The following is a 16,182-nucleotide window of genomic DNA, read 5'->3' as shown; positions in this document are numbered from 1 at the left end:
GGATCAGTGTTCGAAGGTGGAATGCAGACGGTAGTACGCGCCACCTTTGGCCAGCAATTCCTGATGAGTACCACTCTCAACCACCTGCCCCTGTTCAAGCACATGAATCAAATCGGCATTCATAACGGTTGATAAGCGATGCGCAATCACCAAGGTGGTTTTGCGTTTTGCCAGATCTTCGAGCGTTTGCTGGATCAGTTTTTCGGTACGGGTATCGAGCGCTGAGGTCGCTTCATCCAGCAACAAAATGGGTGCATCACGTAACAGCGCACGAGCAATTGCTACCCGCTGCCGTTGACCACCGGAAAGGTTAGACCCCCGCGGGCCAGCCAGTGTATCCAAGCCTGCTTCCAGATGTTGCGTATATTCTTCTACCAATGCTTCGCGCGCGGCTTGTGTGAGTCGGTCATCATCCGCCTGTAAATTGCCCAACAAAATATTCTGTCGAATGGTTTCGTCGAATAAGGCAGAATCCTGACTGACGACCGAATATAAAGCACGTAGCTCCGTCAAATCTAACTGATTGATCGCCTGATCACCCAGACAAATACGACCCTCTTGAGGATCGACCAAGCGCGTCAATAAATTAAAGATGGTTGATTTACCCGCGCCTGAAGCACCAACCAACGCCGTCATTTTACCGGCCGGTGCCGTCAGACTGAGACCACGCAATACCGGTTGCTCTCCGTAAGCAAAACGCACGTCATCCAATACAACATCGCAGTTCGCGACATCAACCGGCGCAGCCATTGAACGGGCGGGATTGCTAATACGCGGACGCAGATCGAGCACAGAAAAAATCCGCTCCAAACTGGCGCTGGCTGACTGAAAAGCACCACTGATGTTGGATAAGCGACGCAAGGGGTCGAAGATCAACGCCATCGCCGTAAAGAAACTCATAAACTCACCGATGGTTTTTTCGCCATCAATGATTTGATAACCGCCGTAAATGACCACAAAGACAAAGCCAAAACCAGCAACCAAGTCGATCATCGCAGGCATTGCTGCCTTACCGATTTCAGATCGACGCTGGTATTTGTAAAACCGATCCGTTTCTTTAGCGAACCGGTCATCTTCATGCGGTTCAAGATTATTTTGTTTAATGGCATTGATGCCGTGAAAAATTTCATCCAGACGCATGGACATCACAGACGAAATTTCCCGGGAATTACGCGTCGTTTTTAAAATCAATCGACGCAGCCCCGCAATCGGAACCGACAACAACGGCAAACCAACCAGCGCAAACAGTGTCCAGCGCCAATCAGCCATCATGGCGACCGTCAGTAAAGCAACCAAAGAGATGGAATCACGCCCAAGATTGATCAGCGCGGTGCTGGCAAAGTTTTTTAATGCTTGGGTATCACCACGGACACGCTCAATCAAAGCACCCGGCGAATGCTGACCAAAAAAAGCCGAATCCAAACGAATCAGATGCGACAGCATGTCTTTTTGCATGTCGGTAATGACGCGCAAACCGACCGTCAACGTAATGGTCCGCTGGCCAAACCCACCCAAAGCCCGGGCGGTAAATACAATAAAAATGGCTAAGGCAATCCAGATAACATCATCCGCATTACCCTGAACAAAGATGTTATCGAACATGGGCTGCACCAGATAACTGAGCAACCCCAGCGCACTGCCCTCAATCACCACCAGCACTGCGGCGACCAAGAGCCAGGGCCAGTGGCCTTTTAAATAATGACGCCATAGGCGATGAATCAAGGTTCGCCTGGGGGTGTCCTGGTGGATATCGAGTTTGTATTCACTCACGTCGTAATACCTTGTCTACCAGCCACGCGCTGAATCTGCGAGGCTTAAATGATTGCTCAAGCTGATCCGGATCGTAGACCTGGGCCACCCAATCCAGAAAAGACATTGCTGAATCCGTGTCGAGTTGATAGCGCTCATAGGCGCAGAAAAACTCATGCAACAAACCGGTTTTGGCGCCTTTGAAATGCAGATTACGCCACGTTAACTGGGCCTTGGCATCGGCTACATCACCCTGCCCCGTCAGCAGCAAATACAGACCTGCTGCAAAGCCCGAGCGATCCGCACCCGACTTGCAATGAAACAGCACCGGGGTGTCCAACTGCTGAACCAGATCAGCAAACGCCAGGATGCGCTTTTTGGAGGGCGCGCCACGCGATGACATACGAACATGAATCAGCTCAACACCGTAACGATCACAGGCTTGTTCTTCCAGCAGGATCGCGCCGCCACTGCCTGAACCGCGCAGATTCACGATGGTGTGTATCCCTTTTTTGGCCAGACGGCGAATACCGATGGGTCCAGGCTGATTAGCGCGCCAGGCGTCTTTCGCAAAGCGCTGAGGGCGATTCCACAGCGGACGCAATAATCCATGGTCAACAATCAGTGCATCCAGCCAGACGGCCAGGCGGACGTGCGGTTGGTGCCAACGCGCACGCCATTGACGCCGCCATACACGGCGGGATTTAGTCATAACCCAAGCTACTCAAGCGACGCTCAACACGCTGCAGAAAATGATGTTTTTTACGCTGACGAATGCGTTTGAACCACCGTTGCGTGGGAATCCAGGTTCGGTCGCCCAGACCATCAATCACGACAAAGCGTTCATTGTCGGCACCTGCGTGTTCCAAAACGAGGTTCTCATAATTCATATCAGCAAAGGTCAGAGTTGAGCCCACCATGCTGCTCAACAAAGCCCGCAAGTCGGCGACTCTAGGGGCGTTCAGTTCTCGATTGTCCATCAACACCTGAAGCGTTGGCGCCAAAGAGCCATCCGCCGCTTTGGCAGCAGACACCAACAAACCTAAGCCCAAATCTGTCTCAACAACCCCGTGTATCGGGCATATCCGGCTACTGGCCAGCCCTTGATCTCGGTATCGGCTTTCAACGAAGTGACGCAACTCCCGAACGATGCCGGAGGAATACAGAAAATAGTCTTTGGCGGCGGAAAACCAGGCTTGCAAGCCCGAGCTGTGCTCAGCAGGCAGACGGGGAATATGGACTTTCACGAGCAAGCTGGGATCGTAGGGATGAGCATAAACCCAGCGGGTTTTGCTACTAAGCAGTGGGGGCACCGATTGCAGGCTCAAAGGCCCCAATATCGCTGCCTTACAAGACTGCTGCTCTGGTTCGGACACACCCTACCCTCTCAATGGACCCAGCCTCGATAGGAGACCTAAACTGAAAAGCGCGTTATGGTACTGAATGCGACCCATCATATAAAGACAATAAGCGCGGTCATAACCCTGACAAAGGTCACTTTATTCAACTCGATGGATGATCTGGCCTGGATGAAACAGCTCAGTTAGACTGCCTGCATTTACTAGGATGCCCTCTATGCCGACCTTTAAAGTACTGGGCCGACATCTGGACAAAACTTGGCGCCGATACCGCCCCTTTCTTTCACCCAAGTTCCGGGACGCCTACGCATCACTGATTAACCATCAGCAGCCAATCCCTGAGCACGGCAAGAAAGTGCTGTTCAATCTGGGCAGTACAAGGGTCGACGGGCCTCAAGGCCGACGCTTTTACAACCTCCATACCTATTTCACCCGAGCCGGCTACCACCCGGTTTTTGTCAATCACTATGGGTTTTTAGCCAATCCCAAAAACAACTTTAAAGCGGCCTGCTTTGAACAGCCATTCAGCCTGATAGAGGCCGAAGAGCGTTTACCCGGTGATCCGCACGACTGGGTCATCATCAATGAACAATCGCTGCCTTCTGTGGCTGTCGCCATGGCCAACGCGCCCAGTTTCACGCTCAGTCTGAACGTGAACGAATGGTTGGCACCCAATGAGTTCCCCTGGCCATTCCCTTTGTTTCCCGGTGTTTATCAGCGTGGCCAGGATCTGCAGCTGGAGGAACTCAGACGCCAGCCACGGTTATGGGATTGTTTTTTTGGTGGCCAGTCGGCGGCCAACAAATACGACACCGATTGGGTACGAACGGTCTATGGTCGGGTGACTCGCAAACGGTATTTAGAGATCGCCAAAGAAACGGTGCAGTCACACCCAGCGGCGATCGTGGAACCGAACTCCGGCGAACAACTCTCTCACTGGGAGCATCAAGCGGTAAAAGGGGCCGTGTTCATTCGCAATGAGTGCTGCAAAATCCAAGTGGAACAGTGGTTAGCGACCCTGGCTCGGGCTCGCTTCTTTTTTGCCTGCCCGGGCGTGCGTTACCCCATGTCACACAATGCGGTTGAAGCCTTGGCGGTCGGAACAGTGCCCATCATCGAATATGGCGACGACTTTTACCCGGCGCTTGAAGACGGTGTGAACTGCCTGGGTTTCAATGGTGAAGAGGGTTTACGGCAGGCCATCGAACGCGCCCTTGCGATGCCCATCGACGAATGGGAAACACTCTCGAAAAATGCCATCCGCTATTACGAAGACTACGCCAAACCAGAAGCCGTTATTCACAATCTGTTAGAAGCGCAACGTCAGGACGGCGTGGATACCATCAAGCTGGTGCCTTTCCTTAAGCGCGGCGGGGGACATATCTAGTCTTATTCACGACGCAATAGGCGATCCGTCAGCCAACTCCAGCGACCGCTGCGGCGAAACGTCAGCCGGGTTTGCTCCCGGTCATAAGAGTTCGCAGCCCACTCGCGATAGCCAATACCCTCCGCAAAGCCCTGCTGAGCATAACAGTGGATAAAGTGGTCCATCATGCCGGTGGATGCATTGCGAATGTGCAAATACTTCCAAGACAATTGACGAGCGGCCAAATCAGGGGGCTCACCTTGCAATAACACGCTTATTGCTGCGGCCAATCCAGCGCGATCGGCACCGGACTTACAATGCAACAACATCGGTTTGGGTGCGTGTTCGAGCAGGTCGTGCAAACGCACTAACTGCTCTTGAGTCGGCGCCCGACGAGAACTCATCTTCAAGCTGTGTAACTGCAGTCCTAATCGCTGAGCGTGATATTGCTCCAAGTAAAACGCACCACTGCGTCCTTCCCCACGAAGATTGATCACCGATCGAAAACCCCGCTTGGCCAACGCCCGCAAGCGCCAGGGCGTCGGTTGATTAGAACGCCAGATTCCCGGCACCACCTCTTGGGGTCGGTTAACCGGTAAACGTAAAAGCCCTAAGTCAACCACCAGCAAATCAAGCCAGGCAAAAAATCGGGCCCATGTTTTGTCCATGCGACCCGGCCACAGGCCACGCCAGCCTTTCGATGGCTTTTTACTCGAAGAATCGGTCATGGTGTGAGTGCAATAATCCACTGCTGTCTTTCAAGGCCGCCAAGGATACGTGAAGGCCAGCCAAGGCGCTATCTGAGCTGCTGTCTGGTCGCAATTGGTAGGCTCCGGTATGATGGCCGCCCACTAAAAAAGTCTGCTTCTGATGTCGTTGATCACCACCTATACAACCCTGGAATCTCTGTTACCCGGATATGAGGGTGAAATTCAGCATCGCTATACCGACAGCGCCGGCCTGACTTGGCTCGCCAGCCTGAACGATGAACAGAATCAAGGTGAGCTGCTGTTCCGCCAGCGCAATCAGGTTTATCGCATACCGGACCCGATTCCCGGCGGCAGCGACCTATGCATCAAGGTATTCAAACAGCCCGGTAATTTGCGAAGCGCCTGGTACCGGCGCACCGGAAGCAAGGCGCAACGCGCCCATGCCTATGCTCGCCACCTCTATGAGCAAGGCGCCGCCGTCGCTGAACCATTAGGCTACCTGGAACGCTGGGACGGCAATCACTTGGTGGAAAGCCTGCTGATCAGTCGCTATCTGACCGACTCAACCGATCTCTATTCCGAAATGACTTATTTATTACGCGAGCGGCCTTACGCGGGCGATTACATTCGGCTGTTGCGTGTCTGCGCAGAAGCCATTCGCACTATGCACGACAGCGGTTTTCTGCACGGCGATCTGGGGCCGCAAAACATTCTTCTGCAGCGTAAGGCTCCAGCTGACTGGGCAAACCCGACTTTTATCGACCTCAATCGTGGCCGGCTCATCGACAATCCCAGTGAAAAACAACGCGCCCGCGACCTGGATCGGATGAAGCTGCCTTCGCATTTCCTGCAAATCTTCCGTCATATTTACTGGAACGACGGCCCCATCCCAAAAGAGTTCGAACGTTGGGCCGATCGTTACCGCGCCCGTTTTCGCCGCCATCAGCGCACGCGCAAATGGCGTCACCCGATCCGCACCCTCAAACAATGGCTGCGCCCGCCGACCGAAGAAAAGAAACAGGTCTCTACCGGCCAACCCAGCGAACGCGACGCCTGGCTCTGGGATGAATACTCCGGCCAACCGTCCGTCATGCTGCGCAGCCCGGAACGCCGACGCGAGCGTCGCGGTGCTGATATCTGGCCGACGTTATTCAGCGGCCTGCGAAAAGCACCTGCCATCTGGCGCAACTACCGGCAACTGAAACAAAACAGCTATAAAACCGAAATAGCGATGGCCGGTCGCTTTGGTGTCTGCGTCGAAATTGATGATCAATTCGAACAGCAACTCGAACAATTGCAGCAAACACCCGGCTTAAGCGTCTTTGTCAGGCTGTACTTTCACTTGGGAGCAGCGCATCTCGATGCTGCCGCCAGTGCCATTCAACGCCTTTCTGAAGCGGGACACCCTGTGGGTGTTGGTTTAGTTCAGTCTCGCCAAGCCGTTATCGATCCCGATGCGTGGCACGCCTTCATGACCAACGCCCTGGCACGCGTGCACCCTTACGTACACTGTGTGGAAATAGGCCATGCGGTCAACCGCGTTAAATGGGGACTCTGGAACCTCCAGGAAATGGAAGCGTTGTGGGATGGTGTTGCGAAACTCAAAGATCAGTATCCCAGCCTGACATTTATTGGCCCTGCGGTGAATGATTTTGAGTTCCAATACTACCCCGCCTTACTGGATGCTCATGGAAGTTCGGTGGATGCTCTGTCCTGCCATCTCTATGTCGATCGTCGTGGTGCGCCAGAAAACGCTCAGAATGGTTTTACGACGCTGGAAAAATCCTTAGCCGGTAAAGCCATCGCTGATGCCTATGGAAAAACCGGCTTCTACATCACCGAAGTTAACTGGCCATTAGAAAACACCGGCCTGTACAGCCCGCTAGCAGGCGCTTATCAACACAAACAAAAACAGCCCAGCAAACTTCACGTCAACGAACACGACAGCGCCGCTTACATGATCCGCTACGCACTGATCACGCTGTGCAGTGGCGCCACTGAACGGTTGTGGTGGTGGCGTCTGGCACATCCTGGGTTTGGTTTAATCGACAATAAAGAAGGCTGGCGCGAAAGGCCTGGCTGGAAAGCATTACTGCAATTTCATCGAACCGTGGGTCAAACCCGATTCGAAAAGCTTGAAAACAAAGACGGTGTTTATTGGTGGCACTTTAGTGACTGCATTGTGGCTTACAGCCTAAATAAAGAAACGGCGGTTTTGCCACCGGTTGGTCATATTCCCTATACTTTATTAGGCGACCCAATTAGGCATGCAGGGGATCAATCCATTTTATTAAATGGTTCACCTACTTACTTTATTCGACGCTGAGACCTAACAACACCTCAGCGACAGACTCAAACACCGACAAGCATGAGAGTTCATCTATGTCACGCGCCATTATATTTCGAAAAGATTTACTGCCCTACTCAGAAACTTTTATCGCAGAGCAAGCACACCACCTTCCTTCATGGGAACCTATTTTTTGTGGATTTAAAAGAAATACCGCTGGCTTTAACTTAATTGAACAGAAATCAGTTGCAGGAAAAGACTACCATGTTTGTATTGAAAGTGATTTCAGTCGCGCTCCCAAACTTACATCGGGCCTCCACAAGAAACTTAACATTCTTAATAAAAACTGGTTACTCGAACTAAAAAAACTGTCGCCACAGATCATACACGCACACTTTGGCTCTAATGCTTTGAATTGCATTGCTCTTAGCAAGGCACTCAATATTCCTTTGCTAACTACGTTTCACGGTCGCGATATCACAATCAACAAGCATAAAAAAAAGCAAGACGAGAACCTTAAAAAAGTATTTAACAGTTCAGAAAAAATTATCGCAGTTTCAGAATTCATCAAACGAAAACTGTTAGAGCGCGGCTGTCCAGAAGAAAAAATAATTCAACACTATATTGGCGTGAACACACACAAATTCAAACCATCTGAAGATGATGCTGTCGAAGGAAAAGTGGTTTTTGTCGGAAGACTTGTAGAGAAAAAGGGGTGTGAATATTTAATAAAGGCGCTGCAAAAAATAGGCCCTGAGAAAAACATACATTTAAACATTATCGGCGACGGCCCTTTGATGAGCGCACTCAAAGAACTATCTAACGAAGCCCCATGTAATATCACCTTTTTAGGGCGGCTTTCACCTGACCAAATTGTAGATGAAGTTCAGTCGGCACAATTGTTATGCGCGCCTTCGATCACAGCCTCCACAGGGGATCAGGAAGGTCTGCCGATCAGTATTCTTGAAGCATTATCATGCGGCACACCCGTGGTGGGAACCTATAGTGCAGGCATTGCAGAAGCCATCGACGACGGCAACAACGGATTTCTAGTTAAAGAAAGAGATACTGACGCAATTGCAGACCGAATCAGTTCGATAACTGAAGACAAAGACCTTAGGAAAAAACTGTCTGTTAACGCCAGACAAACAGCAGTAACGAAGTTCGATCTTGATAAGCAATCGTCATTATTAGAAGAAATATACAAAGGGCTGTAGAGCCCTTCTTTAAGGAATAGCTAGCCCTTAAAAAGGGCTTGCTATTCGGCTAACCCTAATAGCTAAACTGACAACCTAGTTTTTCGATTTAGCGCCAGCGGCTGGCAAATAAACAAAGCTGAGCATCAAAAACACCAGACTCAGACTAGCGTGACGCACATCATAAAAACTGTAATGCATGTTGATCGGCATCATGGCCACAGCAACACCAGCAGCCATCGCAAAGGACATAGCATTAGGATGACGAGCCGCTTGCCAAACTCGAACAAGCAACCATAGAAAGGCTAATAGATAAGCGATCAAGCCAACAATACCGGTCTGCAGCGGTACATCCAGTAAATTGAAATGTGCATGACGCAATCTCCGGTCGTCGCCTCTCACCTCTTTTGGATCAATACCCAAAGGGACTACAGCTTCATCGAAGCCACTTTCTCCAACACCCAACCAAGGGTATTCTGCAATTACTGTCTTAGCAGCGTCAAAAACAGCCATGCGGTGAGATGATGCTCTATTAAGAGCATTTGAGTCGCCAGAGAATACGAGCATAGTTCTGTTGACCCGCTCTTCTATACCCGGCGAAACCTTTATGCTGACATAAACAGATACAATGGCAGCCATCAAACCTATCAGAAATACCTTTACAGGAAACTCACGTCGATAGAGCAAAAAAACGGTATACAGAACACTAATCACAAAAAACGTCAACCAGCCTGACCGGTTTCCACCTAAAAAAATCACCAAGGCCAATGGTACAATCAGCAACCAAGCAAACTGCCTTATGCCTTCGGATCTGGCGTATCTACGCAATGCCTCAAATACAAAAGGTGATAGATGCGCCAAATCTACACTCAACTTCAAGTGTGGGTAGAAAACGCCACTAACTCGACCAGCTATCAACGGATTACCAAAAAAATTAACACCAAATAAAAACTGAACTAACCCATCCAAAGTAGCAAAGAGAACCAAAGCAGCGACGCAATAGATCAATAAATCCTCATTTATACGTCTACGCAAAATAGCTATTAAGGCCGCGCCTAGTGCGATGTAGCATGCCCACTGTAATATAATCTCAATGTGTCGTTTTAATACCAATGCTGTAATCGACGACAACAATAGAGGTATCAAAAATAGGGAGGCTATTGAAAAGTATGGCTTCATCCATACATCACGCTCAACGCCATGTCGCAATAAAAAATACAGAAAAGGCAATAAAGCCACGTGCATAATCTCACCAAAGGGGTATAGCACCACGAAAAAAATAATACAGAGTTCCGGCCAATTCTCACGAACCGAAAAACTCCCAAAAATATGATTATTGTTATTCTCTGTAGTCACATCCACACCCTAAATTCAGCCCATATAAAGATAGCTTTATTTAATAATGTTACAATAAAAACCTAAGAATACTATTACTGTAACCGTTAAATTTTCGTTATCGGTGCAGTGGCACCAATTGCTTCTCGAGCGGTAGAACGACGATATGTTCCTGCAACCAAATGCTCCACCAATCGACTTGTTCGTTCACAAGCTGCAGCATCAAGGTGTGCAAAAAACATTCGCGTGACCATATCGCGCCGATCATGCCATTGCGGCGCACCAGTCGCTGCTTCCGACAAGGCACCTGTAAATTCTTGCTGGGTGTAAACTTTCGGCCCTGGTGTAATCAAGTCATAATAGTAAGCAAGACCACGATAAGCCGCATACTCTTCAATATCGAAAGGTAAGAAAATACACGGAATATCGAATGGTAATAGGTCCAAATAAATTGAAGAATAGTCAGTGACCAATAATTTAATCTGAGGAAGCAACTCAGCAACATCCATTACTTCCTTTGGTGTAGCAGGCACGAACACATCGGGGTATTTCGCCGCAAGCTCATAGACGTGCGCTCTTGACGCCTTGTCGTTGGGGTGAGGCCGCATTAACAACTCAATGTTATTTGCCTGGCAAAATACTGCTAACTCAGATTCATCTTTATCAGCAAATGGGAAGAACAATGATTGCTGGCGTTTACTGGCTGTATCGCGATGCGTCGGCGCATAGAGCACTTTCACTTTGCCATCATTAGCTATCGCTGTTCGCGATTGCATCGACCTAAAAACCGCATCCTGACGTGGCAATCCTGTCACGTAAACACGATCCGCCGGTACGCCCATGTAGGCAACTGTGTGGTAGCGATCAATATCGGAACTGGCAATAACGGCATCCAGGTGTCGAGCTTCTCGACGCCGATAACGGCGTTTACGAGAGGCGGATAGCGAACCGTCTGTCAAAAAAGCACTCTTTACCATAATGGCGTGCCAAAGCATCAAACTGCGCGCTCGTTGGATAGCGTGGCGCCATAAACCAAAATCATTGTGCCCGTGTGAAAGCACCACCACTCGCGCTCGAAGCGCCAACCAACCCGCGTACAGCGATTCCCGCTTAACCATTCTGACTTTGGAGGCTATCGCCTCTGGCACAGCAGGCGGTAATTGAGAGCTGTAAAGCCAAATGACCTGAAGATCGGAATGTTGTGTCATCCACTCAAACAACGCCCGTGAATTGTCTGCGTAGCGACCACCCCACTGACCGAACAACACCAGGTCACGGCGCTTGGGAATCAACCAACCCAACAGCCACAGAATGGGCTTCACTAAATTGCGTAACAACTTCACCAAATATTCCCCGTTATACGCTCTTGCTCAGCCGGCAGTATTGATCCAAAGAGCCATCAGTGGCCATCGATTCATAGGCCTCAAGTTCGCTGGCGGTGTCGACTTCGAGCCAGCCATTTTCAACCAGGCATGCCTTCACTGGCCAACCCAGATCAATTAAATGCTGCACAAAGCTGGTCATATACATGTTGTCGAGGTCTTTGCCGTCATAGATGGCATTTGGATCGAGCGCATCAAAAGCGGCCATCATGCGCTCGACATAGTCAGCGCGAATTCGGAACAACCCCATATATTGAGCTTGCACCTGATCATACGACTTCGGTTTCTTGCCCAACGATAATACATGCTGCTGATCGTCCATGATGAAGGTTTCCGCATCATCCAAAGGCTCGTCCATGCGCAATTTCCAGAGTCGCTGCCATTCTAAATCGGCCGCTAACGCTACAGGCGCATCACAGTCGAGTACCGCTTGCAGCACTTTCGGTTCGTAGACGATGTCGCCATAGCTGATCAATAAATCCTGACCGGGTTCCATTGCCTGACGAGCGCAAAACAACGTCTGCACCATGTTGGTTTCGGCATAACGTGGGTTGATGACGATCTGCGCACCTCGAGCATCCAACTCCTCGCTGAGATAACCGCCTACCAGGGTAATACCCTCACGTACGCCACAGGCCGCCATGGCATCCAATTGATGATGAAGCAGTGGCTGCCCGGACAGGCTAACCATGCACTTGGGTTTGTCATTGGTATAAGGGCGCAGACGTGTGCCCTGCCCGGCGGCGAGGATGATGGTTTTCATAGCGAGTTTCCAAACAGATGGCGCAGAACCGCTAGGTCCTGCGAAATATAAGGTGCCGATTCACGCTCTGGATGCCAGAGCAGGCCAACCCAGGGTAGTTCGGTGTGAACAAAAGCTTCAACCGTGCCATCTCCAGCCGTGGCGGCTGTTCGGCATTCTGTGTTCAGCTCAGCAGACGTCAGCCCCCAGGCGTGGAAACTGTTGACCTCAGTCAAGCCGGCTAGCGCTGGTAAGGCGTCAGTCACATGCAGTGGATGGCGTCGAGCCACATGACCGTCTACCGCGGATAGCTGCCCTCCCAGAAAGACATTCATCATCTGCGCGCCGCGACAGACCGCCAAAACCGGCAAACGATTAATTTGAGCATGGGCCAGTAAAGCTTGCTCGGTCGCATCGCGTTCTGGTGCTGGGTTTGAGGCGTCAGGTAACTGAGCTAAATCATTGCCACCGGTCAACACCACCCCTTCCGGTTGCACTTGCGCCAACCAAGACGAGACCAACGACGGTTTATTCGGTACCGGCAGAGCGATCGCCCCGACCTGGTCTAGCAACGAGTGCCAAGCCTGATCCAGAGCGTCTCGCCGTTCACCATAAGAGGCAACGACATCCACTCGCTGACTGATCGCCAAGCGCATCAGCGAATCACCTGAACACGGTGATTGCCAGCATCCAGCTCCAGCACCTGGGCCCGGGACCAACTGGCGTATCGAGACTCACCCACGCCAATCGCGGCCGGCAAACCAAACTCGGCAGCACGAATAGCCATATGGGAGTTAGCGCCCCCATAGAGGGTGATTAAGCCGGCAATACCTCGACCAAATAACCAATCGTAACCGGGATCTGCTTGTGGAATCAGCGCAATTTTCCCTTCCAGTTCCAGGCTTTCATCGCCTTTAAACTGTTCCAGATCGACACAGTCGGCAACGACCTTGCCTGAGCCCACAAAGTTTGGCTGATTAGAGCTGTATTCGAATTGAGTAAAATCCAACGACTGGCACAAGAGTGAAGGCAACTCGACACGCTGCGCGACCGCTACAGACGCACGGCCTTCCTCTGCGGCGGCCTGCAACCAACGCTGGGCATCGTAGGCTTCGGGTTGATTCGCAAGAATGCGAAATACCGACAACGGAATCAGCGCCAACTGATCACGGTCGATGTCGTGTTCCGCGCCATAAGCCACCAATGCATCCAAGGCCGCCGATAAATGGCGAGTAAAGACGAACTTGGCGTACTCGCGACCCTCGATGGCCTGGCGCAAAAAGGCGTCCAAGGCGGAGGCGGTTGTGTTAATGCCATGCTCCGCTAAAGCAGCAACCATCTTAGATTGCTCGGCCAACCAAGCCGTTGGTGATGCGGCTTCCGACGTCGCCGGGTGTAAGCGGGCCTGCTCTACCGTCGGTGCCAGATAGTGCTCAGGATCTTCCGCATAGCTTTTCGACGTAATGTCATAGGTACCAGGCCGCAAATGCCCGTAGTCGGCTACAAAGCTTTCCCAGCTTTTTGAACCACCAGCCACCGATGCTGCGTCACTGGCAAAACGATGCGAAACCGTTTCAATAGACTCCATAAAAGCATTGTAAGCCTCTTCAGACAGCACGCCTTCTGACTTAGCCGAACGCAGCAGAGTCATGGCGACGAAAGCACTGCGGGCGAGGTGTGCAAAGACCAAGGTGCCATGACGATGGGCTTCTTCTAACAACAGCCAGGCACGCTGCAAAGGCGGCGTAGTCGTGGAAGAGATTTGCTCAAAGCGTTGTTCGAGTTGACGCACGGCAATCCAGTCGCCATCGGTGCGCGCTAACGCATGCTGTGTAACCTGACGCAGGCCTTGCTCCAACTGAGCAATATCATCATCACTAAAACCGCCCTCGGTTAATAAGCGCTGACGCCAATGATCAAAATTCAGGCTGTAACAGGTTGGGACGACATCGAACTCAACTTTGTCATGCAGCTGAGGGTGTTGCTCCAGCCAGGCCTGATAAAAATCGACCAAGCGGCCAGCCAATTCATCGTCCAATTGCGCCGGCACCAAGGAGTTAAAGCTGGCACGAATATCGACATAAGGATGGCCGGCAAACTCGTGCAGCAGAGGCTGTGGACGCACATCGCGATAACCGTATTCGGCACGCTGCGTCGCCCAGACATCGTCCATAATGAGATAACGGTATAAGGATGTCGCCAAGGCCCCCGGGCGCGTACCAATGATCTCTGCCGGGTTCCAGTCTGGCATCACACCGAACATGGCCCTGCTTCCAACAACAAAGGGGCCCGGCTCTTGGTTTTGCTGGAACTGTTCGCGCGCGGCGGCTATTGCTGCAGACACCGCTGACGCGTCATAAACATCGTGCTGAACGGCAATTGGCCGCACCTGAAGAATGTGAACCTGGCTAGACTCACTGATGGCGAACTCAATATCCAGAGAGTCAAAATCCAGCAGCTGTTCAATTTCCAGCAAGGCTGGCATCAAGCCGCGCAAAGGGACCGCCAGAGCGTCTAACTTTGGCGCCTCGCCGCGATACACCAAAGCCGTCTTATGCTCCGCACTGGAGCCGCTGGTAATTGATTCGGTACTGCGCGTGACATCATCGTAATTAATGACGTAATAGGGCGCGCCTTGAGCCAGGGTTCGGGTAAAGGCAACGCCGCTGGCCACAACACCCTGCACCATTGGCTGAACCAGCACCTGGTTCGCGGGGTTTGCATCGGGGTAAGAGTTTACAACCTGCACAATCGCAGCGGTGACCGCCGCTGGATCGGCGCCATCGACATTCAGCACGCTGTCGTAAGCACCTGCATTAGCCGACGCAAAGCCATCTTCAGAAAGCGCACTGCTGCGCACCACCAATTTTTGACCGCCGAACGAATGGGCCACATCCGCCAGGATTGCCTCGGCACTGTCTTGCCATTGCGCCACGGTAAAGCTGATCTGATCTTCGATGCGGCTTTTTTTGACCAAACGCTGCAAGCGATGCAGCGTCTGAGCTTTAGTGCCAAGAATAAAGTGCGTTAAATCTTCCGGTTCATTGAGTTCAGCCCAGTCACCTTCTACATCGACCGCAGAGAGGGTGAAGCCACGAATACGCATGTATTCCAGCAACTGAGGCAGGTTGCCCGAACGAATGGCTTCTGGAATGAAATGGTTGTGTTCTGCCAGGAATTGAGCGGCTTTTGGTGTTAAACGGACCAGGCCGGCAAACTCAGCATCGGCTAACTCAGCGTCAATATCGCGCCCTAGCCGGGTCACCTTCCCCTGATGCAGGTTAACCTTCTCACACCGTTCCAAGTCCGTCTGAGAGCGGTTCTCAAATCGCCGCCGCCAGTGTGAATCCACCAAAATGGCAACATCGCCACTGGCCGACATCAGCGACTTCACCGCCGACTCACGAAACAAAACATCAGCATAGGAAACCAGGTAGTCCTGAGGCTTGGTCAGATCGGCACACAACAACGAAGCAGCCGCCCCACTGTTTTCCCAATCCGGGCTGCCGATATAGCTTAACTGGGGAAACTGAGCCGCAATCTGATCTTTTTGATAGCCAGCGATAAAGGTGACTTCAGGGTTAACCGAGGCCGTTGCCCGCAGCAACCAATCCAAAACTCGATTATGACCTGTCGCACTGCGCAAAACGCTGTGGGTCTCACCCTGAAACGGCTTACCTGCACCCAATATGTAGAGGGAACACTGACTCAAACTGTCGACTCCTGTAAATAACTGAGGCAAGCCATACTGCCATTGTGCAGATTGACCGCAAGGCGAGGAATTCTATGGAACGCCACCCACCGGCGCAACCTGGGCTTAGGCCTAACTCAGCGGGTCTCACTGGGCAAAAAACCTGTGCCTAGCCACACTTCAACTATCACTGCGGATCCACATGCCAATAGCCAACAACAGCTCACACCAAACGGAAGGCAATGCCTAAGTCATTTCTGTCTTGATTATACAAGTGCTACTTTACCTTAAGTTACACAAGCCGCAGAATCTAACCTGCTTCATTGGCTTTGAAAGCCCTCTCACCAGACGGTAGCTGACAGAACG

General features: G+C 51.4%; 12 protein-coding genes. 3 read left to right on the top strand and 9 right to left on the bottom strand.

Going from position 1 to position 16,182, the window contains the following annotated elements; all coding sequences use genetic code 11:
* Positions 1 to 3 precede the first annotated feature (3 nt).
* From BGP77_RS12230 to BGP77_RS12220, 3 genes are read right to left on the bottom strand one after another with little or no spacing between them, the layout of a single operon-like run.
* Complete coding sequence (locus tag BGP77_RS12230; RefSeq protein WP_199224273.1) at positions 4 to 1,770, bottom strand: ABC transporter ATP-binding protein; 1,767 nt, start codon at positions 1,768 to 1,770, stop codon at positions 4 to 6.
* Positions 1,763 to 2,461, bottom strand: a complete 699-nt coding sequence (locus BGP77_RS12225) for a tyrosine-protein phosphatase (protein WP_108165012.1) — start codon at positions 2,459 to 2,461, stop codon at positions 1,763 to 1,765. The genes BGP77_RS12230 and BGP77_RS12225 overlap by 8 nt, the downstream gene beginning before the upstream one ends.
* On the bottom strand, positions 2,454 to 3,062 hold the full coding sequence (locus BGP77_RS12220) for a YrbL family protein (protein ID WP_158269363.1): 609 nt from the start codon (positions 3,060 to 3,062) through the stop codon (positions 2,454 to 2,456). Before BGP77_RS12220 ends, BGP77_RS12225 begins: the two co-directional genes overlap by 8 nt.
* 262 nt (positions 3,063 to 3,324) lie before the next feature.
* On the opposite strand from BGP77_RS12220, the gene BGP77_RS12215 reads away from it, so the two are divergent.
* Positions 3,325 to 4,494, top strand: coding sequence for a glycosyltransferase (locus tag BGP77_RS12215; RefSeq protein ID WP_108165010.1), 1,170 nt, complete (start codon positions 3,325 to 3,327; stop codon positions 4,492 to 4,494).
* A gap of 2 nt (positions 4,495 to 4,496) precedes the next feature.
* Here the strand turns inward: BGP77_RS12215 and BGP77_RS12210 are convergent, their stop codons facing one another.
* Positions 4,497 to 5,141: a beta-lactamase hydrolase domain-containing protein gene (locus BGP77_RS12210; protein ID WP_158269362.1), complete on the bottom strand. Its 645-nt coding sequence runs from the start codon at positions 5,139 to 5,141 to the stop codon at positions 4,497 to 4,499.
* Positions 5,142 to 5,343: 202 nt separating this feature from the next.
* On the opposite strand from BGP77_RS12210, the gene BGP77_RS12205 reads away from it, so the two are divergent.
* Positions 5,344 to 7,509 (top strand): lipopolysaccharide kinase InaA family protein, encoded by a 2,166-nt coding sequence (locus BGP77_RS12205; RefSeq protein WP_108165008.1) that lies wholly within the window; start codon positions 5,344 to 5,346, stop codon positions 7,507 to 7,509.
* Positions 7,510 to 7,565: 56 nt separating this feature from the next.
* The gene (locus tag BGP77_RS12200) at positions 7,566 to 8,687 is read left to right on the top strand and encodes a glycosyltransferase (RefSeq protein ID WP_108165007.1); all 1,122 of its coding nucleotides are present in this window, start codon (positions 7,566 to 7,568) and stop codon (positions 8,685 to 8,687) included.
* 75 nt (positions 8,688 to 8,762) lie between these two features.
* On the opposite strand, the gene BGP77_RS12195 is transcribed toward BGP77_RS12200, so the two are convergent.
* The 5 genes from BGP77_RS12195 to BGP77_RS12175 form a co-directional block, all read right to left on the bottom strand.
* The gene (locus BGP77_RS12195; protein ID WP_146171242.1) at positions 8,763 to 10,022 is read right to left on the bottom strand and encodes an O-antigen ligase; all 1,260 of its coding nucleotides are present in this window, start codon (positions 10,020 to 10,022) and stop codon (positions 8,763 to 8,765) included.
* A gap of 86 nt (positions 10,023 to 10,108) precedes the next feature.
* The gene (locus tag BGP77_RS12190; protein WP_158269361.1) at positions 10,109 to 11,344 is read right to left on the bottom strand and encodes a CDP-glycerol glycerophosphotransferase family protein; all 1,236 of its coding nucleotides are present in this window, start codon (positions 11,342 to 11,344) and stop codon (positions 10,109 to 10,111) included.
* Positions 11,345 to 11,357: 13 nt separating this feature from the next.
* Positions 11,358 to 12,146 carry an NTP transferase domain-containing protein gene (locus BGP77_RS12185; RefSeq protein ID WP_108165004.1) on the bottom strand — a complete coding sequence of 263 codons (789 nt, stop codon included), beginning with the start codon at positions 12,144 to 12,146 and terminating at the stop codon, positions 11,358 to 11,360.
* Positions 12,143 to 12,781, bottom strand: a complete 639-nt coding sequence (locus BGP77_RS12180; protein ID WP_199224272.1) for a gamma-glutamyl-gamma-aminobutyrate hydrolase family protein — start codon at positions 12,779 to 12,781, stop codon at positions 12,143 to 12,145. Before BGP77_RS12180 ends, BGP77_RS12185 begins: the two co-directional genes overlap by 4 nt.
* Entirely contained in the window at positions 12,781 to 15,837 is a 3,057-nt protein-coding gene (locus tag BGP77_RS12175) for a PEP/pyruvate-binding domain-containing protein (protein ID WP_199224271.1), read from the bottom strand. Before BGP77_RS12175 ends, BGP77_RS12180 begins: the two co-directional genes overlap by 1 nt.
* Between the last annotated feature and the right edge of the window lie 345 nt (positions 15,838 to 16,182).

Origin of the sequence: Saccharospirillum sp. MSK14-1 (assembly GCF_003054965.1) — a bacterium.
In the GTDB taxonomy this organism is placed as follows: domain Bacteria; phylum Pseudomonadota; class Gammaproteobacteria; order Pseudomonadales; family Natronospirillaceae; genus Saccharospirillum.
The sequence above is the reverse complement of the archived record's forward strand: the minus strand, read 5'-3'. Positions and strand labels throughout refer to the sequence as shown.

Coding starts and splice junctions, on each gene's coding strand:
- BGP77_RS12225 (WP_108165012.1), bottom strand. CDS start 2,461: ATGACTAAATCCCGCCGTGTATGGCGGCGTCAATGGCGTGCGCGTTGG.
- BGP77_RS12215 (WP_108165010.1), top strand. CDS start 3,325: ATGCCGACCTTTAAAGTACTGGGCCGACATCTGGACAAAACTTGGCGC.
- BGP77_RS12210 (WP_158269362.1), bottom strand. CDS start 5,141: ATGGACAAAACATGGGCCCGATTTTTTGCCTGGCTTGATTTGCTGGTG.
- BGP77_RS12205 (WP_108165008.1), top strand. CDS start 5,344: ATGTCGTTGATCACCACCTATACAACCCTGGAATCTCTGTTACCCGGA.
- BGP77_RS12200 (WP_108165007.1), top strand. CDS start 7,566: ATGTCACGCGCCATTATATTTCGAAAAGATTTACTGCCCTACTCAGAA.
- BGP77_RS12185 (WP_108165004.1), bottom strand. CDS start 12,146: ATGAAAACCATCATCCTCGCCGCCGGGCAGGGCACACGTCTGCGCCCT.
- BGP77_RS12180 (WP_199224272.1), bottom strand. CDS start 12,781: ATGCGCTTGGCGATCAGTCAGCGAGTGGATGTCGTTGCCTCTTATGGT.